At 52.1% G+C, this 23,177-nt stretch carries 13 protein-coding genes and 1 pseudogene; 10 read left to right on the forward strand and 4 right to left on the reverse strand.

Going from position 1 to position 23,177, the window contains the following annotated elements:
* From NQU17_13340 to NQU17_13370, 7 genes are all read left to right on the forward strand, one after another.
* Positions 1–1,050: a branched-chain amino acid ABC transporter permease gene (locus tag NQU17_13340; GenBank protein UUM11608.1), complete on the forward strand. Its 1,050-nt coding sequence runs from the start codon at positions 1–3 to the stop codon at positions 1,048–1,050.
* A 252-nt stretch (positions 1,051–1,302) separates the two neighbouring features.
* Positions 1,303–2,043 carry an ABC transporter ATP-binding protein gene (locus NQU17_13345; GenBank protein UUM13521.1) on the forward strand — a complete coding sequence of 247 codons (741 nt, stop codon included), beginning with the start codon at positions 1,303–1,305 and terminating at the stop codon, positions 2,041–2,043.
* Entirely contained in the window at positions 2,036–2,749 is a 714-nt protein-coding gene (locus tag NQU17_13350; GenBank protein ID UUM11609.1) for an ABC transporter ATP-binding protein, read from the forward strand. The genes NQU17_13345 and NQU17_13350 overlap by 8 nt, the downstream gene beginning before the upstream one ends.
* Positions 2,750–3,121: 372 nt before the next feature.
* Positions 3,122–3,715 carry a hypothetical protein gene (locus NQU17_13355; protein UUM11610.1) on the forward strand — a complete coding sequence of 198 codons (594 nt, stop codon included), beginning with the start codon at positions 3,122–3,124 and terminating at the stop codon, positions 3,713–3,715.
* 806 nt (positions 3,716–4,521) lie between these two features.
* On the forward strand, positions 4,522–6,231 hold the full coding sequence (locus tag NQU17_13360; GenBank protein ID UUM11611.1) for a hypothetical protein: 1,710 nt from the start codon (positions 4,522–4,524) through the stop codon (positions 6,229–6,231).
* A 248-nt stretch (positions 6,232–6,479) separates the two neighbouring features.
* On the forward strand, positions 6,480–7,508 hold the full coding sequence (locus tag NQU17_13365) for a WYL domain-containing protein (GenBank protein UUM11612.1): 1,029 nt from the start codon (positions 6,480–6,482) through the stop codon (positions 7,506–7,508).
* A gap of 174 nt (positions 7,509–7,682) precedes the next feature.
* A complete protein-coding gene (locus tag NQU17_13370; GenBank protein ID UUM11613.1) occupies positions 7,683–9,209 on the forward strand; it encodes an alpha-amylase in 1,527 nt (508 codons plus the stop codon).
* A gap of 135 nt (positions 9,210–9,344) precedes the next feature.
* Here the strand turns inward: NQU17_13370 and ltaE are convergent, their stop codons facing one another.
* Positions 9,345–10,412: a low-specificity L-threonine aldolase gene (ltaE, locus tag NQU17_13375; protein ID UUM11614.1), complete on the reverse strand. Its 1,068-nt coding sequence runs from the start codon at positions 10,410–10,412 to the stop codon at positions 9,345–9,347.
* 880 nt (positions 10,413–11,292) lie between these two features.
* On the opposite strand from ltaE, the pseudogene NQU17_13380 reads away from it, so the two are divergent.
* From NQU17_13380 to NQU17_13390, 3 genes and pseudogenes are all read left to right on the forward strand, one after another.
* Positions 11,293–12,681: pseudogene (locus NQU17_13380) on the forward strand (S8 family serine peptidase).
* Between the two features lie 15 nt (positions 12,682–12,696).
* The gene (locus tag NQU17_13385) at positions 12,697–16,842 is read left to right on the forward strand and encodes a cell wall-binding repeat-containing protein (GenBank protein ID UUM13522.1); all 4,146 of its coding nucleotides are present in this window, start codon (positions 12,697–12,699) and stop codon (positions 16,840–16,842) included.
* 677 nt (positions 16,843–17,519) lie between these two features.
* Positions 17,520–19,160 (forward strand): DEAD/DEAH box helicase, encoded by a 1,641-nt coding sequence (locus NQU17_13390; GenBank protein UUM13523.1) that lies wholly within the window; start codon positions 17,520–17,522, stop codon positions 19,158–19,160.
* A gap of 800 nt (positions 19,161–19,960) precedes the next feature.
* Here NQU17_13390 and NQU17_13395 read toward each other — a convergent pair.
* The 3 genes from NQU17_13395 to NQU17_13405 form a co-directional block, all read right to left on the reverse strand.
* Positions 19,961–21,301, reverse strand: coding sequence for a TRAP transporter large permease subunit (locus tag NQU17_13395; protein ID UUM11615.1), 1,341 nt, complete (start codon positions 21,299–21,301; stop codon positions 19,961–19,963).
* 226 nt (positions 21,302–21,527) lie between these two features.
* Positions 21,528–22,619, reverse strand: coding sequence for a dipeptide epimerase (locus NQU17_13400; GenBank protein ID UUM11616.1), 1,092 nt, complete (start codon positions 22,617–22,619; stop codon positions 21,528–21,530).
* 192 nt (positions 22,620–22,811) lie between these two features.
* The gene (locus NQU17_13405) at positions 22,812–23,144 is read right to left on the reverse strand and encodes a DUF3870 domain-containing protein (protein ID UUM11617.1); all 333 of its coding nucleotides are present in this window, start codon (positions 23,142–23,144) and stop codon (positions 22,812–22,814) included.
* Positions 23,145–23,177 lie beyond the last annotated feature (33 nt).

Consider the following 23,177-nt stretch of genomic DNA (forward strand, 5'->3'; position numbering starts at 1 on the left):
ATGGATAAGAAAGTTAAAATCGCACTGAATCTGATGCTTGCTTTAGGACTTCTGACCTTTGCGAACTTCTCACAGGATATGTTCTCCAATGACACCATCCGCCTCCTGACGCTGTCCCTGATTTACGCCATCGGCGCCATGAGCATGAACCTGATCAACGGGTTTACCGGTCTCTTCTCGCTGGGTCACGCCGGCTTTATGGCCATCGGAGCCTACACTACGGCTATCCTGACCCTGAGCCCGGCCAATAAGCAGCAGCTCTTCATCATCGAGCCCATTGCCGGTCCCTTGCTGAACCTGAACACGCCCCTGTGGGTCGCCCTGATTATCGGCGGACTCATCGCCGCCCTGTTTGCTCTGCTCATCGGACTGCCGGTGCTGAAACTCAAAGGTGACTACCTGGCCGTCGCGTCCCTCGGATTCTCCGAGATCCTGGTCATCATCTTTACCAATCTGACGACCATTACCAATGGGGCCACCGGCCTCTCCCGAATTCCGGGACTGAAAAACCTGACCGGCATGACCGCCTCGATGAGCCCGTTCTGGCCGATGCTGTTCTTCCTTCTGACGCTGCTGCTGCTGCGTAAACTCATCGATTCCTCCTACGGCCGGGCGCTGAAAGCCATCCGGGAGGATGAAATCGCGGCCGAGGCTATGGGCATCAACCTGCAGCTTCACAAAACGCTGTCCTTTGCCGTTGGCGCCTTCTTTGCCTCCATTGCCGGAGGTCTGCTGGCCGCCTGGGGCACCTCGATCAATCCTGTCCAGTTCAAGTTTGTCTTTACCTATCAGATCCTGCTCATCGTCGTCATCGGCGGCATGGGTTCGCTGACCGGCTCGATCCTGGCGTCCTTCCTGTATGCCTTCGGCATGGAGCGGATGCGGATCCTGGATGATATTTCCGGAATTGCCGGCCTGCGCATGGTGGTATTCTCCATCCTGCTGATTCTGGTCGTGCTGTTCTTCCGGCGCGGCATCATGGGAACCAGAGAGATTACCTGGGAGTCCCTGGCCAAACTGTTTAACCGCAAGAAAGGGGAGGTGAGCTAGATGGGAAAAGAGCCGAATACGCCTCATCCTGATAAAAACCTGCACCCGGATGTATTCCTGGATCCAGGAATCAAACCGGATGAGGGAGCCATGGTCAACATCACCGACTCCCATATCAAATCGGCCATTCTGCGGACGGACCTGGAAGGCTATGCCAAGCCAGTCGGATCGGAGGACGAAGCAACTGGCCTGACGCCGGTCGCTCCGAAGCCGCCGCAGGGAGAAGTCGTTCTGAAAACGGAGGCCATTACCATGCAGTTCGGTGGTCTGACCGCCGTCAATGAATTCAACCTGGTTCTGGAAAAAGGCCAGATTGTTGCCCTGATCGGCCCCAACGGAGCCGGCAAAACTACCGCCTTTAACATGATTACCGGCGTCTACAAGCCGACGAAAGGCCGGGTCTGGTTCAACGGCAAGGATATCACCGACCTGAAGCCCGATGCCATTACCCGGCTGGGCATCGCCCGAACCTTCCAGAATATCCGGCTGTTCCGCGACCTGACCGTTTATGAAAATGTCCTGATCGGAAATCACCTGCGCATTCGCAGCAGTTTTCTTTCCGCCACCGCCGGACTTCCCGGCTACCGCAAGGAAGAAGCTCACTTCCGCGAGAAAACCGAACGGCTGTTAAAACGGGTCGGACTGTGGGAACTGCGGGCTGAAAAAGCCGGATCCCTGCCCTACGGCAAGCAGCGCCGGCTGGAAATTGCCCGGGCCCTGGCCACAGAGCCTCAGATCCTGCTGCTGGACGAACCGGCAGCCGGCATGAATCCAAAGGAAACAGACGATCTGACGGAGTTTATCCGGGAAATCCGGGATGAATTCAATCTGACGATCTTCATGATTGAACACCACATGCAGGTGGTCATGGGCATTTCCGACAAAATCTATGTCTTCGACTATGGCACCACCATTGCCGAGGGCAACGCCAAAGAAATTCAAAACAATCAGCGAGTCATCGTTGCGTATCTGGGGGTGGATGAAGATGCTTAAAGTGAAAGATCTGGTGGTCGCCTACGGCGGCATCCAGGCCCTGCGCGGGGTCAGCTTCGAAGTCCCGGATCACAAGATCGTCACCCTGATCGGTGCCAACGGCGCCGGCAAGTCCACCACGCTCAAGGCCATCATGAATCTGGTAAAGCCCAAGTCCGGCTCCATTGAGTTTGACGGGGCGGATCTGGTCAAAACGAAAACCGGTCTAATCGTCCAGAAGGGCATTTCCCTGGTTCCGGAAGGCCGGCGGGTATTTGCCAATCTGTCCGTACTGGAAAACCTGAAAATGGGCGCTTTCCTGCGGACTGATGCCAAAGGCATTCAGGAAGACATCGACAAATGCTACGAGCTCTTCCCCCGTCTGAAGGAACGAGCCTGGCAGGAAGCCGGAACGCTGTCCGGCGGTGAGCAGCAGATGCTGGCCATCGCCCGCGGCCTCATGGCCAAGCCCAAGGTTCTGATGATGGATGAACCCTCCCTCGGACTAGCTCCTCTTATTGTCCGGGATATGTTCCGGATTATCGAGGAGATCAACCAGACCGGCGTGACCATTCTCCTGGTGGAACAAAATGCCAATGCCGCCCTGAAGATCGCTCACGAAGCCTACGTTCTGGAAACAGGACTCGTGACCATGCATGGCACCGGAAAGGAGCTGCTCAGCGATGAAAAAGTCAAGCAGGCCTACCTGGGAACAACGGCTCACTGATCCTTTGGCTCACTTGCAAAGCGAGGGAATTTAAGACAAAGTCAGGCCGTTCAGCCATTCGGACCGCAACCGATCCGGATCGTGCCAGGGCTTGAACAGAACAAGAAATAAGAAAGCGGGAGTCCGGCAGCAATGCAGACTCCCGCTTTCCGCCGTACCGGATCCTGAATCGGCACACCAGCGGGGGGGGGGATGACGCCGGCCACAGGTCCAGGCGGTGGTGATGAAGGCGATCGTTGACAATTTTCGCTTCCAATGGAAAAATGATGGAAACGAGAGCTAAAATTCTGATCCGTCAGAAAGAAGGCAATGAAAGTGAAAAACGCTCCATCGAAACAGAGGGAGCGCAAAGCAGAGAGGGGAGCGGGGGATATGAACAGACGATTGACGGTTGGATTTGCAGTGCTGGTTCTGGGGCTGGTTTCGTTTGCCTGGTGGACTTCTTCGGATCCGAAGGAAACGGTGCCTGACCAGACAGTGACCATCGAACAGCTGCCGCATGCATCTTATGGCGAGGGGTTAAGCTATGACGAAATGATCTGGGACAAGCAAAAGATTGGCCTGCCCCTGGATGATCAGCCCGAAGAGCCACAAGGCGAAACCGGCACCTTTCCTGCCCAGGTGAGGTACTACAAGCTGGCAATGGAGGATTATCACGTTGCGAACTGGTTCAGAAGGTATACTCTGACGCCGGTATTCTATGTCGGCTTATCCTTTTCTGATCCGGCGGGGACACCGGATCAGATCGTTTCCCTCAACGGCGCCTATGTGTCCACTGAAAAAGGGAATCCCTGCGCTTTTCAGGGCAGAGTCTTTTACAAGCTCGAAACCGGAAGGCAGTTCTTTTTTGGCGTTTCCGGGGACACCTATGTACCGGGACTGCTGGACTCACCCTCGGCACCAGGCAGGTTCCTGCAAAATGTAAGTTTTGACGACAGGTTCTACACTGCTGAGCTGAAACCATAATAACTGGCAAAATTTTTTCAGGGTGTTCTAGTACCTCCTTGGGACAATAAGGAGCCTCACCAATTCCGAAACAGAACAGGAGCCCGGCGGCTCCTGTTCTGTTGACGGCGGTTGTTGCCATACAGGATCACGCAAAACGCGTAATGTATTCCTTGCGGGATGCCGGGGCACCATCACAGCATGAAGAATTTCTTTCTTCGTTACTCGCAATCCAAGGGAGCAGCTCAATTTGAGCTGCTCCCTTGGCCATACGATCATTTAATGTTTTGCCCTGATCGATCGAATACTCAGAAGTACAAAAACATAAAATATGACATCTGATAAACCTGCTGGAGTTACTCCATTGGTAATCCGAAACTCAGTGAAGTAAGCAATCACAACAAGAGCAATCCCTATCAATTCCATCGTTAATAGCCCGAGGATTGGTATGCTCTAACAGCACCAACACGTTCCACTCGATCATCGAAGTTCGTGCAGAGTATCACCTTGAGAAGTTTTTCACCGGAATCCTTTTTCAATTTCCACGTACCCTCCTATTTGATAGATAAAGCATATCATCGTGATTTTTTAGATAAGTGTCACCTTAATGACAACGATGACGTTAAAAGATTTGTTTAGAAAATCCGTCGGAAATTCGTCGGAAATTCGATGGAAGATCGAGCGGTTCAGGTGTCTGCCGGTAGGGGAGTAATTGTGAAAGCAAGAAGAAAAGCCGTTGAAAGACACCAGGTCAGATTCGGCGGGATATCTTCTTTAATCATTGGTTAATAATGTTTTGATATAACCTAGACAAGGGGTGATTCAATATGAATTTTAACCAAAATAACCAAGGGTTCAACAACACCATCCATTTTGGCAAAAAAAACAAGACTCAGGGGTCCCGAAGCGGATTCAAAGCCTGGCTCGAGGAGCTGAAGGGAAAGGTCGGCAAGTGGGATAATCAGCGTAAGGGTCTAAACCCTCTTCTGATCCTTCTGTTCACATTGATCGCCATGTTCATCTACTTTTTCCTGACCCTGCCGGCTTTAAACTTCATGGCTCCGGAATTTTATGCCTTCCTGATTACCGCGGTTCTGATCTTCAATGGTCTGAATCTGCTGTTCGGAAAGCTGCCGGTGTTTCGTACGGGCTGGATCTCCACGGTGGCCATTGCGCTTTTAATCGCCATTCCGGCTGTACTGGGTTTCTTCTCCCAGCCGCTGTTCCGGGCGAAAAGCTATGCCACACTGATCCCGGTCGAGGATGCGAACTTCGCCGATTCCGTCAAGGAAATGAGTTATGACAAGGTCCCGGTGGTGGACCGCGAAGCGGCTGCCATTATCGGCGCGCGCCAGATGGGTTCGGTTCAGGAAGTGGTCTCGCAGTTTGAGATCAACGAAAACTATACCCAGATCAACATCAAGAACGTCCCGGTGCGGGTTTCCCCGCTGGCGTACTCTGACATCGTCAAGTACTTCATTAATTCCGGAAACGGTATCCCTTACTATGTCAAAGTCGACATGGCCACCCAGGAAGCGGATCTGATTAAGCTGGCCAATCCGCTCAAGTATTCCAAGAGCGATATCCTGATGCGGGACATCACCCGCCACAATCGGTTCAATCATCCCACCAAGATGTTTGGGGAAACCAATTTCGAAGTGGACGACAATGGCAATGGCTACTACATCACTTCCGTTCTGACCCGCCGTATCGGCTTCTTTGGCGGTACGGACGTCAAGGGGGCCATTGTTACCAACGGCGCCAACGGAGAATCCCAGTACTACGACATCGCCAACGTGCCAAACTGGGTTGACCGGGTCTATCCGGCGGATTTGATTGTCCAGCAGCTGGATTTCCGGGGAATGTACACCAATGGCTTCTTCAACTCCATCATTGGTCAGCGCAATGTCACCCGGACAACTCAGGGTTACAACTACGTGCCGCTCAATGATGACATCTATCTGTTCACCGGCGTCACCTCAATCCGCAGTGACTCCTCCAACCTGGGCTTCTACTTTGTCAATCTGCGGACCAAGGAAGCCAAGTTCTTCTCGGTACCGTCAGCCGATGAAGTGTCCGCCATGAATTCGGCCGCCGGTCAGATTCAGGAGAAGAACTACACACCGGCCTTCCCGGTGCTGCTGAACATCAAGAACCGGCCGACGTACCTGATCGGTCTGAAGGACGCTTCCGGCCTGGCCAAGATGTTTGCCCTGGTCGACGCGGAAAACTACCAGCAGGTCATCGTCGGCAATACTGTTCAGGAAGTCATCGCCCAGTATAATCTGCGGACTGATACTTCCAACCAGCCCGGAGCTGATGCCAACGAAAAGACCATTGTAGTGGACGAAGTCCAGAACGTGGTCATTGACGGCAACACCATCTTCTTCATCCGGGCCAAGGATGACACCACCATCTATGTAGGCACCGCCAAGCAGCTGGGTTCAGCCCTGGTCTTTGTCAAGCCGGGCGAAACCCTGAAAGTCTTCGGCAATCCCAGAGGCGAACAGTTCGACATTCTGGAAGTAAGACCCTAAACGAAGGGGTGATCTTACCGGATTGTCCGTGTCGCCTGACTGGCAGCGAATATCCCAACCACCCCGGAGCCGGCTGGCTCCGGGGTGATTTATTTCCTGGGCGGAGTGGAGGAGTACGGAGGTGAATAGATGACGGAATCAATTTTATGCAATCGATTACCAGGAAAGGCGGTCAGGTAGTTGATATCTCACTGAATTTAGAATTATACTGAAGTCAGACGAATTGGCAGGAAAGGGGTATGAGATAATTGACGGGAAAAATTGGCACAAAAGAGGATCGGATTCTGGACATTTATACTGCACTGCTTAACGGCGAGGCTGTCAGTCTGACGGAGTATGCCCAAAAGTACGAGGTCAGCGAGAAATCCATCAAGCGTGATTTTCAGCGGATTGAATTGTTTCTGGCAGACTACAACCTGGCCAGCAGCGACAACTTCAACATTATCAATACTAATACCTCCAAGCGGGACAAGGGTCAGTTCCAGCTGAAGAACGCGGAGAACAACTACATGTCCCGGGCTGAGATTCTGGCAGTGGTGAAGATTCTGATGGACTCCCGCGGCCTGTCTGAATCCGAGATGAACCCCATCGTGAAGAAACTGATTGCATCTTCCGTCTCCAAGGCGGATCAGCGCTTTATCCGGGATCTTTTGATCAATGAATGGTATAACTACGTGGAGCCCAGCCATGGGCAGCCGATCCTGGAAAAGCTTCTGGAATTGGCCAAAGCCATCAAGGAACAGCGGATCCTGCGCCTGACCTACAGCAAATCCAGCGGCGGGTCCGTGGAACGGATCATTGAGCCCCTGGGAATCATTTACAGTGAATTCTATTTCTACCTGGCCGGAAATATTAAAAATATCGACAAGGACAAGCACTTCCAGATCAAAGGCGATGAGAATCCAACCATGTACCGGCTGGACCGGATCCAGGAGCTGGAGCTGATGGATGAGCGGTATCAGGTGTCCGAGGCCAAGCGGTTTAAGGAAGGTGAATACCGCAAGCGCATCCAGTTTATGTACGGTGGGAAGCTGCATCATGTCCGCCTGCTGGTTCGGGATTTCGCTCTGGAAGCAGTCAGCGATAAATTGGCTGGGGCGAAAGTCAGTCCCTGGAACAAAGACGGTTATGAATATCTGGTGGAAGCGGAGCTCTTCGGGGAAGGCATTCTGATGTGGCTCATGGGGCAGGGCGATGGCGTGCGCCTGATTGCGCCCCAGTCCCTGGCCAAGATGATGCTTGACCGGGCCAATAAGCTGGCAGACATGTACAAATAAAGTCGAATTCGGCAGATTTTCCTTCCCGGCCGGTCTTTTGGCAGGTGTCATCCTCAAAATTAATAGAATATTCGCAGTCTGGTTCGAGTCAGAACATAATCTCGGGCTATACTAATGAAAAATACCGCGGCTTCCCAGTTTTAGGATGTCGCGGTTTTCAACGAGAGACAAGCAATGATCCGAAGGGATCGGGAAAGGCAGGGCAATCAAATGAGTCAGAATGGCATCATGTTCCAATATTTTGAGTGGTATATGCAGGATTTGCAGAATGATCTGTGGATCCGGCTGAAGGAGGATGCCCCGCGCCTGGCCGGTCTGGGCATTTCCAGCGTCTGGATCCCGCCGGCCTTCAAGGCGACTTCCCCCCTGGATACCGGCTACGGCACCTATGATCTGTATGACCTGGGAGAATTTGACCAGAAAGGATCCGTGAAGACCAAGTACGGCACGAAAGAAGAGCTGCTGGCAGCCATCGCGGCGCTCCATGAACATGGAATCCAGGTCTATGCCGACGTGGTGCTTAACCATAAGGCCAACGGCGATGAAACAGAGACCTTCCTGGTCCGGGAGGTTGATCCATCGGATCGCACCAGTCCCATCTCCGAACCCTACGAAATTGAAGCCTGGACTAAATTTACCTTTCCCGGCCGTGGTGACCGGTATTCCGCGTTCCAATGGAACTGGAGTCATTTTACCGGAACAGACTTCAATGCCAGGGACAACCGCCGCTCCGTCTACATGATTGAAGGGATCAACAAGGGCTGGTGCCAGGGCGTTACTTATGAAAACGGAAATTTCGACTACCTGATGTTCAACGACATTGACTATAAGCATCCCGACGTGGTGAAGGAAATTCGCAGCTGGGCCATCTGGTTCCTGAATGAAACGAAGGTGGACGGCTTCCGCTTCGACGCGGTCAAGCACATCAACGACTTTTTCCTGCGCGATCTGGTTCGGAAAATCCGGGGTGAATACCGCCAGGATTTTTATGCTGTGGGCGAGTACTGGCATCAGGATGAGGAGGAGGTCAACAATTACCTCGACCAGACGGATTATGAGATGGATCTGTTCGATGTGCGCCTGCATTTCAATTTCCATCATGCCAGTCTGGCCGGGGCGGACTATGACCTGACGACCATTTTTGACGGTACGCTGGTTCAGAATCATCCGGCCATGGCCGTCACCTTTGTCGACAATCACGATTCCCAGCCGACTCAGGCGCTGCAGTCCTGGGTGGAACCCTGGTTCAAGCCCCTGGCCTATTCCATGATTCTTTTGCGCCAGGATGGTTATCCGAAAATATTCTATGGGGATTACTTCGGCATCAAGGCTCCGGAATCCATTGAGGGCCATCAGGCGATCCTCGATCAACTGATCTACCTGCGCAATCAGCACGCCTACGGCGAACAGGTCGATTATCTGGATCATCCCAATGTCATCGGCTGGGTTCGCCTGGGGGATGAAGTACACCCGTACGGCTGCGCGGTCCTCCTCAGCAATGGGGAAGAGGGGGAGAAGCTGATGAATGTCGGTTCCATCAATCAGGGGGCAGTCTACGCCGATTATACCGGCAGCCGGACCGACAAAGTCACCATCGATCCGGATGGCAATGGCCTCTTCCGCTGCAATGCGGGGCAGGTGTCCGTCTGGGTTCGGGATCAGGTGACGCCGGAAGAGGCGTTCAACGAAGAAAATCTGTAACCGGATGACATCGGGCGAATCAAACGCTATGGGGCTGAAGTGTTTTTTATTTCCACATTGAACAGGGACTGTCTGACGTTGGTCAGGCAGTCCCTGTTTTTGCGATGCTGGATGGAAGGATCCGACGAACTCCGCTTAAAAATGGAGGGCTTCGTCGGTTCCGTAGAAATAGGCTTTCAGCGCGTTGACCAGGGTATCGCAGTCCTCACGGCTGATGCCGTGGTGCGTGACGAAGCGGACGATGCCATGTTCATGTCCGTTGGTCAGGATGCCGCGCTCGCGCAGAAAGTCCTGCAGTCCGTCCATCCGGCTGTCATCGGGTCCATTATGGCTGGCAAAGACCATATTGATCTTGATATTGGACTCGAACACCTGGAAGGCTTCGATGGTTTTGAGCTGTTCCCCCAGATACAGGGCATTTTCGTGGTCTTCGCTCAATCGGTGGCGCATTTCGTTCAGAGCCACAATGCCGCAGGCCGCGAGAATACCGGCCTGGCGAAGTCCGCCGCCCATCAGCTTCCGGTTGCGACGGGCCTTGTCGATGAAGGCTTTCGGCCCGCACAGCACCGACCCGACCGGTGCGCAAAGTCCCTTGGAAAGGCAGAAGGACAGAGTATCCGTATACCTCGTCAGTTCCCGCACGTCCACTTTTAGATAGGCCGCCGCATTGAAAATACGGGCTCCGTCCGTATGGACCGGAATGCCATGCTCCCGGGCCAGTTCCCAGGTTTCGCGCATGATCTCAGGCGGCGCGACCAGTCCGTTGGAATGAGCGGTTTCCATGCAGATCAGGCCGGTTTTGGGATAATGGATGTCTTCGACGGTGCGAAGCTTGGCTTTGATATCTTCCGGCTTCATATAGCCCATTTCATCATCGACTTCACGGACCATGGCGCCGGATAGTCTGGCGCAGGCGCCGCACTCATGCTGGATAATGTGAGCGCCGGAGCCCACGATGATTTCGTCCGACGGGGAGATATGGGTCATGATGGCCAGCTGATTGCTGAATGTTCCGCTGGGCACAAACAGGGCGGCTTCCATGCCGGTGATTTCGGCGGCCAGGGCCTCCAGACGGTTGATCGTGGGGTCATCGCCATAGACATCATCGCCCAGTTCGGCTTCGAGCATGGCATCGTACATCGCCTTGGTGGGCTTTGTTACTGTGTCGCTGCGAAAATCGAGGAAATTCATTTTTTCTTCCATATCAGGTGCCTCCAGTATCTTAATCAAAGGGTTCTGACTTCTATTATACTCTATTCCCAGGCAGATCAAGAGAAAAAGCTGGAGGAGCGTAACTGTCGTGCCAACTCTTAGAGATAATTGAAGTTGTTCGTCTTTGGCGTGCATTTTTCTCGAAGTGTTTTTATTAACAAAAAATTCACATAAATAACTGAAATAATTCGAGAGATATTTTTGCATAAATTTCAAGTCGCCTTGAATATTGGTAAACGTTTAATTCATTCAAAAGCAAAATATTCACTATGTTCTTAAAATTATTATCATTTCAAAATGAAGCTGTCACTTTTATACAATTCCCTATAGTAAAATTTTATTTGACCCACTCCAGTCGGAGACTGAAGCGGGAATCGAATGTTAATGGGGGGAAATTATGGGTAACTGGAACAAGAAGCGCTGGACCGCCTGGTTCATGACGCTGGTTCTGTGTCTTGGGTTGATTCCGATGAACGGAATCGCTCTGGCAGACACACTGACTCCGGCTCAGAGCCGGCTGCAGGAACAGGCAGCCGGCCTGTTCGAAGATCAGGAATCAGTTCAGGTCATCGTTCGACTGAAAGAGGAAGGCGTCGTGCACAGACGGCTGACGAGTCTTTCAGCCAAGCAGTCAAGAATGGAAACTGCCCGATCGAAGCAGAAAGAGGTGAAGGCCAAAATCAAAGCCAAAGGGATTGACTTTGAAATGGGCTATTCCTACTCGCTTCTGATCAATGGCTTCAGTCTGACCACCAGCTATGGCGAAGCCATGGAGATTGCGGCTCTGCCTGAAGTAGCCAGTGTGGAGGTTGCGGCAGAATTTGACGCGCCGGCCCCACCGGACGAAGTCAAAATGAAGCACTCGGTGGACATGGTCCAAGCCCAGTCAGCCTGGGATCTGGGCTACAAAGGCCAGGGCCAGCTCATCGCCGTCCTGGATTCCGGCGCGGATCCCGAACACAAGGACTTTGTGCTGAGTGATGCCAGCAAAGCCAAATATCCGACACTGGATTCCATGCAGTCGGTAATTACCCAGCTGGGACTGTCTGGAAAGACGTTCAACAGCAAGGTAATCTACGGTTATAACTACAAGGATCTCAACACCGGCATCAAGGAGATCCGTCAGGCTTCGGGCATGCATGGCATGCATGTGGCCGGAACGACGGCCGCCAACGGTGATCCCGCCAAAGGCGGTGTCCGCGGCGTTGCCCCGGAGGCGCAGCTCTTGGTTATGCGCGTCTTTGGCGAAGCTGGCGGCGGCACCAATGAGGCCATCTACCTGAAGGCGATTGAGGACGCGGTCGCCCTGGGCGCGGATTCCATCAACATGAGCCTGGGCTCGCCGGCGGGAGTAATCGGCCGGATGGGCAGCGCGTTCCTCACCGCGATCCAGAAGGCCGGAGAGATTGGCGCGGTTGTCAACATTGCCGCCGGCAATGAAGGGTTTTTCGGACAGAGCGTGGCTTTGCCCAAAGCAGACGCGCCTGACTATGGCATTGTAGCCACTCCGTCCATCGCGCCGCTGGCACTGTCCGTGGCCTCCATCAACAACCGGTTCATCCAGATGACTGCCCTGAAGCTGGCGGATGGGTCTTCCATGGCGTACCGCCTGTCAGGAACCATTCCTCTGGTGTATGGGGTGTCCTTTGACATCGTGCCGGTCGGACTGGGAAAACCGGCTGACTTTGAAGGAAAGGATCTCACCGGAAAGGTAGCGTTGATTGAACGCGGCGAGATCAACTTTACTGAAAAAATCGCCAACGCCCACAAGGCGGGAGCCGTTGCCGTCATTATCTTTAATAACGCAGCCGGCGGCGACACCTATGTGTCCATGGCAACAGACGGTTCCGCCATCCCGGCCGTTTCCGTCACCCGCAGCAACGGACTGAAACTTCAGGCCAGCCCTCAGCCCGTCACCTTCAGCGAAGAGGTAGTCAGTGAAACGTCCGTCGTGGGCGGAGAGATGTCCGACTTCTCGAACTGGGGTCTGTCCAATGAGCAGGAAATGAAGCCAGAAATCACCGCGCCGGGCGGAGATATTTATTCCACCCTCAACGATGACAGCTATGGCGGCATGTCCGGAACTTCCATGGCAACGCCCCATGTCGCGGGCGGGACTTCCCTCATCAACGAGCGCGTGAAGCAGGATTTCCCGGAACTGACCGGAACCGACCGGTATGTCTTCATCAAAAATCTTTTGATGAGCACCGCAACCCCGCATCTGCACGGAGACAGTCAGGTTCCCACCTCCCCCCGCAAGCAGGGCGCGGGCGTGATGAACCTCGACGCGGCAGCCCGGTCCAACGTGATCGTGGTGGATTCGGCCACCGGATTGTCAAAACTGAATCTGAAAAATGTCGGAAGCCGCTTTACCGTGTCAGCCAGGCTGATCAACCGCGGGGACCAGTCCGTTGCCTTTGACTATGACGCGACCCTTCAGACCGACGCGGTGAAGAACGGACGGTTTGAACTGGCTCCGCGGCTTCTGGAAGTGGTAAAGGGCGGCAGCGTTACCGTTGCGCCGCACTCCGAGCAGACGGTGACGATTGAGCTGGATGCCTCAGCCTACGAGCAGGAACTCTCACAATCCATGCCCAACGGCTATTACCTGGAAGGCTTTATCCGCTTCACCAGCGCGGATGTACCAGCCGTCAGTCTGCCCTATGTCGGATTCAAGGGAACCTGGAATGACATCCCGGTACTGGAAAAATCAATCTATGATTATTCCGGATCGGAAAAACCGTTCTACTATACCGACACTACAACTAACTTTACCCACTTCTTCTCCAGCATTGCGGGAAAATCCGTCGTGCTCGGCTACCAAAGAGGTCAGACCCCGGCTTATGACAAAAACCGTTTGGTTATTTCGCCCAATGGAGACGGCAAGCTGGATGATATGAAATTCCGCGGGACTTTCCTGCGCAATTACCGCAATGTTCAGCTCCTGGTGTATGAAGCCAACGGCACCACGCCGATCCACACCAGCTTTGTGTCCTCGCTGCTGGGAACGAAAAATCATTTCTCCGGCGATGAACGCTGGGAGAAGTCCACCACCAACTCTTCCTGGAGCTGGAACGGACGGGCGAATTACAAAACGATCCCGGACGGGCTGTATCAGCTCGATGTATCGGTTACGCCAAACATCGCCGGCGCAAAAGCTCAGCTGACACGCTTCCCGGTCCTGGTGGACACCAAGATGCCGGCCCTGCGCAAAGCGGCCTTTGACGAGACAGTCAGAAAGCTCACCTTTGAAGCCTATGACGTTACCTCCGGCATCCTTTCTCTGGAAGTTGCCCTGGCCGACGGTACAAAACTCGAATTAATCGACGGCGGTTATGTGATCCCTGCGGGCATCAACCTGGCGGATGTCATGATTACCGTGACAGACCTGGGATACAATGAATTCAAAACCAACGCCGCCAATGCCATGATTCCCGTTAACCAGGGAGTGATTACCGTCCGGGCAACCACCAAAGACGGTTCTCTGACCCCTTCCTTCAAACCAGTGGTGCGCAATGAAAAAGGCGAAATTCAGGCCAGTCTGACCTCGCTGCCTTACGGTACCTACACGGTGGAAGCGACGGAAATCCAGAAGGGTTATATCACGGATCAGTCCAAGTACACGGTGACCCTGACGGAAGCCCAGCCGGCAGCCGTTGTGGAGTTTATGTTCGCAAAGCCGAACATTCCCACCGGTGAACTGGTCATTGCCCTGACCATTCAGGACGGCCCCTATCCGGAAGTCCTCCAGTTTGTGGCAACCGACTCCAAGGGCGTGGAATATCCACTGGCCAGGGATGCCTACATGTCCAGCTGGTATGTGGTGGATCTGCCGTACGAGTCTTACACCATTTCTCTCAAGAACCTCCTGACTGGATGGACTCTGACGCCGGAAACGGCAGCGGTGGAAGTTCGTTCCAGTTATCCGCCCATTACCTATATGACCCTGGCTCAGGGCGTCGGCGGATTCATCAAGCCGCAGGCCATCGGCGAAGACGGACTGGATGTCTCGGACATCGAGTTTACGGCAATTGATGAATACGGTACGGCGGTAGATCTGACCAAGGCATTGCCCAATGGCAGCTACACCGTCTACCCGACAACTGTCCCGGCCAGAGTGTATGTCACGCCGCAGTCTCAGGAAGCGGAGCTGACCGCAGAAGTTAAGGAAGTCAAACCGGCCTTCACATTCCGCAAGACCAATGGTCAGACCGGATCGGTCAAAATCAACACGTTGAAGGCTAAGGCTGAGTATCCGGAGATCAAGCCGGAATACGCGGTGGAGGACTACTACGGCAATCAGATGACCGACTGGGAGGCCCTGCCCCTTGGCACCTACTATGTTGTGGTGAAAAACGCGCCCATGGAATACAGCTATGAACCCTATGACGCGGAAATTATCATCACGCCGGAACAGCCGGATCACACCGTAGACTTCACCTTTACCAAACTTTCCGATACCGGAAAGAGCGGCACCTTGTCTTTGACGGTGAACGATCCGACCTACTCCTATCGCGATAATATCACGTTTGAAATCACCGATGAGGCCGGAGCGGTCACGACGCTGGTCTATGACCGCCTGTCCTTCTCCAGCAATCGGGTGAAGCTGCCGTATGGCATCTATAAAGTGAGGGCGCTGGATGTTAAGGATGGCTGGTACCTGGAACCGGAGACGGCTCTGTGGCGCCTGGATTCTCTCTACAGCTACCTGGATTTCGATCTGAAGCAGGGAACCAGACCGCAGGTGATCCAGTCAGTGGAAGAACTGCCACGTCTGACGGTGCCCTATGGCACGGCAGCCGGCGAATTGAAACTTCCGCAAACAGTCAATGTGACCCTGAACACCGGTAAAACCATAGAACTCCCGGTATCATGGGATGTTAAGCCTTACGATCCGGAACAGACCGGACTGGTGAAACTGAGCGGCGAACTGGATCTGACTGGACAGATCTTTACCAACCCCGACCAGATCAAAGCCGTACAGGAAGTGGAAGTGGAAGCCCGAGAACTCATCATATCCTCGGTAGAAGCCGTGGAACCGCTTACCGCGGCCTACGGAACCCCGAAAGACGCTCTGGGACTGCCGGCAACGGTGGGGCTCAAGCTCAGCGACGGATCGACCGTGGAGAATCCGGTGGTCTGGGACCTCAAACCCTATACCGGAAAGACCGGTACTGTAAAACTCAGCGGTACCCTGGATCTGACCGGAAAAGAATATCTCAATCCGGATCAATTAAAAGCTGTCATCACCATCGTGGTAAAGCCTGCTGAAATTACCGAAACTCAGACCTTTGAACGGATTTCGGTGCTGGAAGATACGGTCTGGTCCGAACTTCCCTTGCCCCAGACCGTTCAGGTAACCCTGAATGATGGATCAAAGGCAGCTCTCCCGGCAGAATGGATCAAATCCGATTACGATGCCTCCAGAATTGGAGAACAGACCATCACCGGACAGATCAAACTGCCGGAGGATGGCTCGATCCTTAATCCGAAGGAACTGACCCTCGAGGTTGTCATTGAGATCGGAAACCTGGAACGGATTGCGGGTTCTACCCGTTACGACACAGCCATTGCCATCGGTCAGCGCACCGTCCGGGAAACGGATACCATCATCCTGGTCAATGGCGAAGCCTCAGCCGACTCTCTGCTGGCCGGACCGCTGGCGGTTCAGCTGAATGCTCCGATTCTGCTCCTGCGGGATAAGAGTCTGTCAGACAAAATCGCCTATGAACTGAAGCGCCTGGGTACTTCCAAGGTAATTCTGGTCGGCGGCGAAAGCGTTATTCCGGCTTCTGTAGCACGGATTCTGAGCGCGGCCGGATATTCGGTGGAACGGCTGGGCGGATCAAACCGCTTCCAAACCAGCCTCCTGGTAGATCAGAAGGTGCGCTCCCTCTCCGGCAATCAGACTCATGCGGTCATCGCCAACGGCTCCAGCTTGTTTGATGCCCTGACCATGGGCTCTGCCGCCGGCGAAATGGGCGTGGGAATCCTCTTCAATGACGGGAAAACCCTGTCAATGATCGAGCCGGCCATGAAAGGCCTGACCTCAGCCACACTGATGGGAGGAACCCTCGTCGAAGCCAAGGCGGTCGAGACGAATCTGACCACCAGAGGCATCAAGGTGGAACGCCTGGCCGGAAAGACCAGATACGAAACCGCCGCAGCCATTGCCAATCGCTTCTACAGCAAAGCAGATCGGGTTCTCATTGCCAACGGCGAGCGTCCCTATGACGCGTCAGCGGCCGCGCCCCTTTGCCACCGCTATGGAGCGCCTCTCCTGCTGACCCCGGCGAAAGCCCTGAATCCGGCCACTGCGAAGTTTATTACCGACCAGGGGATTGAGAAAGCCTTCCTCCTGGGTGGAGAGCTGACAATCTCACCCGAAACCGAAACCGCAATCCAGGATCTGCTCAAGTAAGCTCAGTGAATCCTTCAGATCCACACAGAAACCCTACAGAAAAAATGAGATAGATAAAGGGTACACATGACTACGGCCGGAATCCAAGGATTCCGGCCCTTCTTTTCTCCAGCATCACCCGGGATCTTTGCCTGGGAAGATAACGAGCATCCCGGAACATTCGTATGGTTCGCGGTGGGTTTCGGCTGATCGAATGCTCATCGTATGCTGATCAATGCTGACAATTGATGTTCGAATGCTGTTCATGGAACTCGGACCATTGAACCCTGAATCATTGAATCACGAATCATTGAAACGCGATCCATAAAGCACCGTTCATTGAAACACAGATCAAGAAAACTAATCCATCGGCGTGCAGGACCAGTTCATGGGGCTGTAGTATAGGAAGGAAGTCGAATGGTACCAAGAATGCCAGGATCAGTGGGGATCTCAGGGATCAGCCAGGTCCGGCTCCGCGGAAAATTATTTTCCGGAGAGGGTTGTTATTTGAAAAATGGCACGTTATAATGATGTGTGGACTAGCATATGATTAATACATGAAGAAATTCCGGACTCTGTATTTTTTATACAGAGTCTTATTATACGAATTAGTAAATAAATCCAAGATAAAGTGAGGCAATTGATTGAAAGAAACCATTTTAAATCCGAGTGAACACGTGGAAGAGCAGATTGAAACCGTGGAGCAGAACAGCTTTGACGGACTGGGGCTGGCGCCGGAAGTGCTGAAAGCCATCCAGGACATGGGGTTTGAAGAACCCTCGCAGATTCAGGCTGCCATCATCCCTACCCTGATGTCAGGCAGCGATGCCATTGGGCAGGCACAGACGGGAACCGGAAAAACCCTGGCCTTTGGGGCACCCATGATTTCCATTCTGAGGAAATCCAAGCGCAAGGTATCCGGACTGGTGCTGGCTCCGACCCGTGAACTGGCGGTTCAGGTCAGTGATGAGCTGACGCGCCTGTCCAGCAAGACAAACCTGCGCATCCTGCCTGTCTTCGGCGGCGCGCCCATTGACCGTCAGATGAGAGCCCTCAAGGAAGGGGTCGATATCGTAGTCGGAACTCCGGGACGGGTCATCGATCTGATCAACCGCAAAAAACTGATGGTCGAAGACATTGAGTTCTTCGTACTGGATGAAGCGGATGAAATGCTGAATATGGGCTTTATCGAAGATGTTGAGGAGATTCTCAGCCATGCCTCCGACAATCGTCAGACCATGTTGTTCTCCGCCACCATGCCGCCCGCCATCAAGAATCTGACCAAGCGGTTCCTGAAGCCGGACGCGGAGCACATCACCATCAAGAAAGTAAGTCTGACCGTTGATACGGTGGAACAGTACTACTTTGAAATCAAGCACAAGGATCGGTTTGAGTCACTTTGCCGGATTCTGGATGCCACGAGCCATTCCACGGTTCTGATCTTCTGCAACACCAAGCGCAACGTCGATACTCTGACGGATCACCTGAAGAGCCGGGGCTACGATGTGGAAGGCATGCACGGCGACATCAACCAGGCTCAGCGGATGCGTACCCTGGCCAAGTTCAAGGAAGGCACCATCGAATTCCTGGTAGCCACTGATGTAGCAGCCCGCGGCATCGATGTGGAGAATATCTCCCATGTCATCAACTACGACCTGCCCCAGGATCTGGAAGCCTATGTTCACCGCATCGGCCGGACTGGCCGGGCCGGACGTACCGGTACCGCGTTCTCCCTGGTAACTCCCCGGGAGTACATGGACATCAAGCAGATCGAGAAGATGACCCATTCCAAGATTCGCCGCAAGGAAATCCCGACCGTCGAAGATATTTTCGAAACCAAGTATGCTGATATCCTGACCGATGTTCGGGAAGAGCTGGAGAAAGAAGACTATAAGCGCTTCCTTCCCCATGTCACCGCACTGGACGAGGATTACAACCTGGCAGAAGTGGCCGCCGCACTCATGATGATGCGCTACCGCGATGAAGTATCCTTCGACTACACCCAGAATAAGCTGGAACAGGCTCAGCGCAACGCCAGAGTGTTCATCACCGTTGGCAAAATGGACGGTCTGAATCCGCTCAAGCTCCTGAAGTTCCTGCAGAGTAACACGAAGGTCGATTCACGGGACATCGGCGACATCGAGATCCTGGAGAAGTTCAGCTTCTTTGAAATCAAGGAAGATCTGGCCGCTCCGGTCATCGAAGCCTGCTCCGGCAAGAAGCTTCTGGGCCGCAAGGCAGCCATGGACATTGCGGAAGGCAGCGGAAAACGGAAATCCAGATCCAGCCGTCCCCAGTCCGACAAACCCCATCCCTTCAAACGAAAGAAAGTTTACTAAGAATTCGAAGCGAATCCTTTCGGCGAACAGTTGGCATCAGCTCGACTGAGCCGAATAGCGGTTAATGCAAAATGGTATGCTCCCCATAAAGTACAGTTTACAGATATAAACTGACTACTTTATGGGGAGTGTTTTTTGGGGGATGGAAATTTAGAATAGGTTGAGAAGAAAAATTAGCTTCTTTGGGTAAGTAATAGTATGGGAGATCCAGTTACTTGCTATTTGCCTGCTGTGAATTTCTCCCGGCCATACTTCGTAAATGCCATTATTGAAATACGGTTCCGTTAAGGAGGGAAAATCTGCGCCATTAACTGGCCTGTAATTTCCGTCAGTACAGTAGCCATTTTCTTATTAGCTCATAAGAAAACAGTGAGAACAGGCTGTCTGATCTCTGATCTAATTTCATCGGGCAGAAACGGTGAATTATTGATGAGAGGTTATGAAGTGGTAGGTTTCCTATCATTAAGAGATTTAAATTTTTTTATCTTCATTTTATCCTTCGAGTTATTTCTCAATTTTCCGTCCCTCAAAAGGGGGGTGGGCTTGAAATTGGATATAACTCTGAATTAGACTGATTTTAATATTAAAATACATGGATTGAATATTAGAATTACTAAAAAAACCTTCCTTACTATTCTAATGCTTTAAGCCATCACAATTAAAAATCCTGAAATTATCTGTATGCCATTTCGGAGAATCCAAGTGGCAGGATCAATTTCCAGTCTGTCGGTGGTATTTGAAATGGAGGTAAAAAATCGCAGCTCAATAAACTGCGATTTTCGACAAGATCCAATCAATAGCTAACCGATCAGCATTGGACCGACAAACGCCCAGATGATAACCCATGCCCATAAAGCAGCAGCACCGATCCAGCTGGCTTTCAGGACTTCTTTCATATTTGTAGCCCGGGCGATCCCCAGTTGTCCGGCCAGATTGGCTGTGGGATACAGGGATCCCGTGATTCTGGTGGCTGCGAGGATCGCGGTGGCCCAGATTTCCATTGGGAGATTCACACTGGTGACCAAGTTGATGAACATCTCATGGACGATGTTGATCTCTGCGACTGCTGCTGCTTCGATGCCGAATCCACCAACAAGTGAGGCAATGATAATAACTACTGCTTTGCCGCCTCCGGATACCAGATTGGTCAGCAAACTGCCCAGCGCCTCAAAGCCTCCGCCCAGATTGATCATGCTGAACATCGCTTCAAAAAAGATGAAGACCAGAAACATTCCTGTCATCTTGGCTGCACCACTGACAAATTCTTCCACCGCTTCATCCATAGCCATTTGGCTGCTGATTGCGATGACCACTGACAATACCAACATGACGATGATCGCATAGCTCGTTCCAAGTTTCGCTAAAATGCCATATGCCACTAACAGGATAAAGGAAACAATGAATAATACGGAAGTGCGTTGTTGTTTTGCTGTGATCTCCATGTTACTCAAATCCACCATATCTTCGGTGATTTCATACACTTCGATGCCTCTGTACTTCTTCTGTATCCTCAAAACAGCAAACCAGGTGGCTGCAAGCCAGACCAGACTGAACGGGATCACAGCCCAGAGCATGAGTTTCCCATAGGATAATCCGGTGACGCCCATGGTGGCAATGGTAACCCCGGTCAGAGGTCCCATGATGAGACCAACTTCACCAGCCACGCGAAGGAGCGCTGAAACTGCAGTGGGAGTCAGTCCGACGGCTGCGACTAAGGGGATGATCACCGGCGCAATGACGGCATTGCCGCCGGCAAGGGTGCCCAGCAGGCCGCAGATGACAATGGAGGATACGATGATCGCCAACATTCCCTTCTTCTCTGAGTCGACACCGATCTGCTTGACGATCCAGTAAACAAGGGTGTGACTTACTTTGGCCTTGTTCATCAGATATCCCAGACCGCTTCCGAACATTATGATAATTCCGATGGTCCCCAGGAAAGAGCCCAGAGCTGCATTGAAGATCCCTGCCAGATTCTGAAGATTTTGCCCGGTGAGTACCGCGGCCACGATGACCCCCACCACCAATCCCGACAAGTTCGATTTGTTTCTGAATACCATGATAAGATAAGCCAGAAGCGGGATCAGAGCCAACAGTGATGTTTCCTTGATGATTGACCAACTACCCAGTGTTAATTCCATATACGTTCTCCTCTTGTTGATGTATTGCACAGTATCATTTGCTTTTATGTTCGTACTCTAAGCTTGTTGAGGACTTTTGTTCATCACCTCTTATTGAAATGGTGTTAAACATCCGGCACCCTGCCATATAGCAATAAATGCCGACATCTCATTCATTTTTATTTCCGCACTGACTTGTACAGATCCGCTTTCCATACGTCGGGAGTTCTATTGCCCGCGTTTTGGTTCAATCGAGATATTTCAAACCATTGATTCTCCGGATTCCAAAACCTGGTTCTTCACTGACCGTAATCCTGGATTCATTGAAAATGGATCCGCCGTCAATGGGGTCTTCACTACAGAGCACCGGACCATCCAGATCGATCTTTGTGATGATGGATTTGGCGGCTGCCAAATGCACCGCAGCATTGACGCTGACTTTCGCTTCCAACATACAGCCAATCATGCATTCGACATCATATGCCTCCGCAATGGAGCAGATCCTCAGAGCATTGTGGATGCCACCTGTCTTCATCAGTTTGATGTTGACAAAATCAGCCGCCCGATTCTGAAGAATGGTCAGTACATCCCGGGGTGAGAATACTGATTCATCGGCCAGGACGGGAATGGAGATGTTGTCTGTGACATACTTCAGGCCGTCGATGTCATGAGCAATGACGGGCTGTTCGACAAATTCAATGTCCAGACCCTCGTCTTCCATTTTGCGGAGGACTTTGACCGCTTCCTTGGCTTTCCAGCCCTGATTGGCATCGATTCGCAGCTTGACATCATAACCCACTGCCTCCCGGATCGCTTTCATCCGAAGAATATCCTTGGCAGGATCTTTGCCGACTTTTATCTTGAGAGTATCAAACCCCCGTTTGACTGCATCCCGGCTGTCCTGGGCCATTTCTTCAGGCTCGTTAACACTGATGGTAATGTCAGTGATGATCTCCTTGCGGTGCCCGCCCAGTAACTTGTAGACAGGTGCATGGTGGAGCTGTCCGTAAAGATCGTACAGGGCGATATCCACAGCCGCTTTCGCACTATTATTGTGGATCACTGATTTATCGAGTTTTTTCATGATATCCTCAAAATTCTCCAGATCCATTCCGATAATGCTCTTGATGATGTGATCTTTCAATGCACCTACAATGGCCCCTTTCGTGTCTCCGGTGATCACACCGGTGGGCGGGGCTTCTCCGTAGCCAATGTGGCCGGTATCTGTATGAATCTCGACGATCATATCCTCCACACTGTGGACGGTCCTTAATGCGGTCTTAAACGGGGTTTTCAAGGGTACAGAAATTTCCCCGATTCGAATGGCTGTGATTTTCATGATTTCCTCCTATTAATTGATGTAAATGATCGAGTATCACAAGCGGTAGAAAAAACCGGCAGGCAGGTTAAAACGACAAAAAACCCGGCAAAAAAACAAAACATTGTTTTTAATGCCGGGTTTTATTTACTCTAATACAGTGGTTGGACTGCATCCTATAAATAAAGCAGCGAAGTTGTTCAATGAACCTGATTACTGATAGAATTTAATTTTTACATCCTGATACTTCTTGATGGCATCTTTGAACGAAACAATGACAGCCTTTTGTGAAGTCCCATGGTAACGCCGCTTGATTTCACGTTCCAGGGATTCAAAATCAAGGATATTTCTTCCAATGAATATTTCTTTCAAGAATTCCTCAGTGATTTGAATCGTATGAGTGCATCCTGCATCGACAATCATATCTGTTCTGACATCAACGATGAAGCCAACGTAGAAAGAATTATAAATCACCGTTATGGCATTATCCATATGTGTTCTCGATTCTCCGATGATATAGATGGTTTCATCCAGTTTGTGTTTCATTACCATTTTGTTACCTGACAGTGTGAAATCATT

The sequence above is a fragment of the Clostridiaceae bacterium HFYG-1003 genome, from assembly GCA_024579835.1.
In the GTDB taxonomy this organism is placed as follows: domain Bacteria; phylum Bacillota; class Clostridia; order Clostridiales; family Clostridiaceae; genus JG1575.

Excerpts from the sequence above, each read along its gene's own strand:
- NQU17_13340 (UUM11608.1), top strand. The coding sequence starts at position 1 with ATGGATAAGAAAGTTAAAATCGCACTGAATCTGATGCTTGCTTTAGGA.
- NQU17_13345 (UUM13521.1), top strand. The coding sequence starts at position 1,303 with ATGCAGTTCGGTGGTCTGACCGCCGTCAATGAATTCAACCTGGTTCTG.
- NQU17_13350 (UUM11609.1), top strand. The coding sequence starts at position 2,036 with ATGCTTAAAGTGAAAGATCTGGTGGTCGCCTACGGCGGCATCCAGGCC.
- NQU17_13355 (UUM11610.1), top strand. The coding sequence starts at position 3,122 with ATGAACAGACGATTGACGGTTGGATTTGCAGTGCTGGTTCTGGGGCTG.
- NQU17_13360 (UUM11611.1), top strand. The coding sequence starts at position 4,522 with ATGAATTTTAACCAAAATAACCAAGGGTTCAACAACACCATCCATTTT.
- NQU17_13370 (UUM11613.1), top strand. The coding sequence starts at position 7,683 with ATGATCCGAAGGGATCGGGAAAGGCAGGGCAATCAAATGAGTCAGAAT.
- ltaE (UUM11614.1), bottom strand. The coding sequence starts at position 10,412 with ATGGAAGAAAAAATGAATTTCCTCGATTTTCGCAGCGACACAGTAACA.
- NQU17_13385 (UUM13522.1), top strand. The coding sequence starts at position 12,697 with ATGAACCTCGACGCGGCAGCCCGGTCCAACGTGATCGTGGTGGATTCG.
- NQU17_13395 (UUM11615.1), bottom strand. The coding sequence starts at position 21,301 with ATGGAATTAACACTGGGTAGTTGGTCAATCATCAAGGAAACATCACTG.
- NQU17_13400 (UUM11616.1), bottom strand. The coding sequence starts at position 22,619 with ATGAAAATCACAGCCATTCGAATCGGGGAAATTTCTGTACCCTTGAAA.
- NQU17_13405 (UUM11617.1), bottom strand. The coding sequence starts at position 23,144 with ATGAAACACAAACTGGATGAAACCATCTATATCATCGGAGAATCGAGA.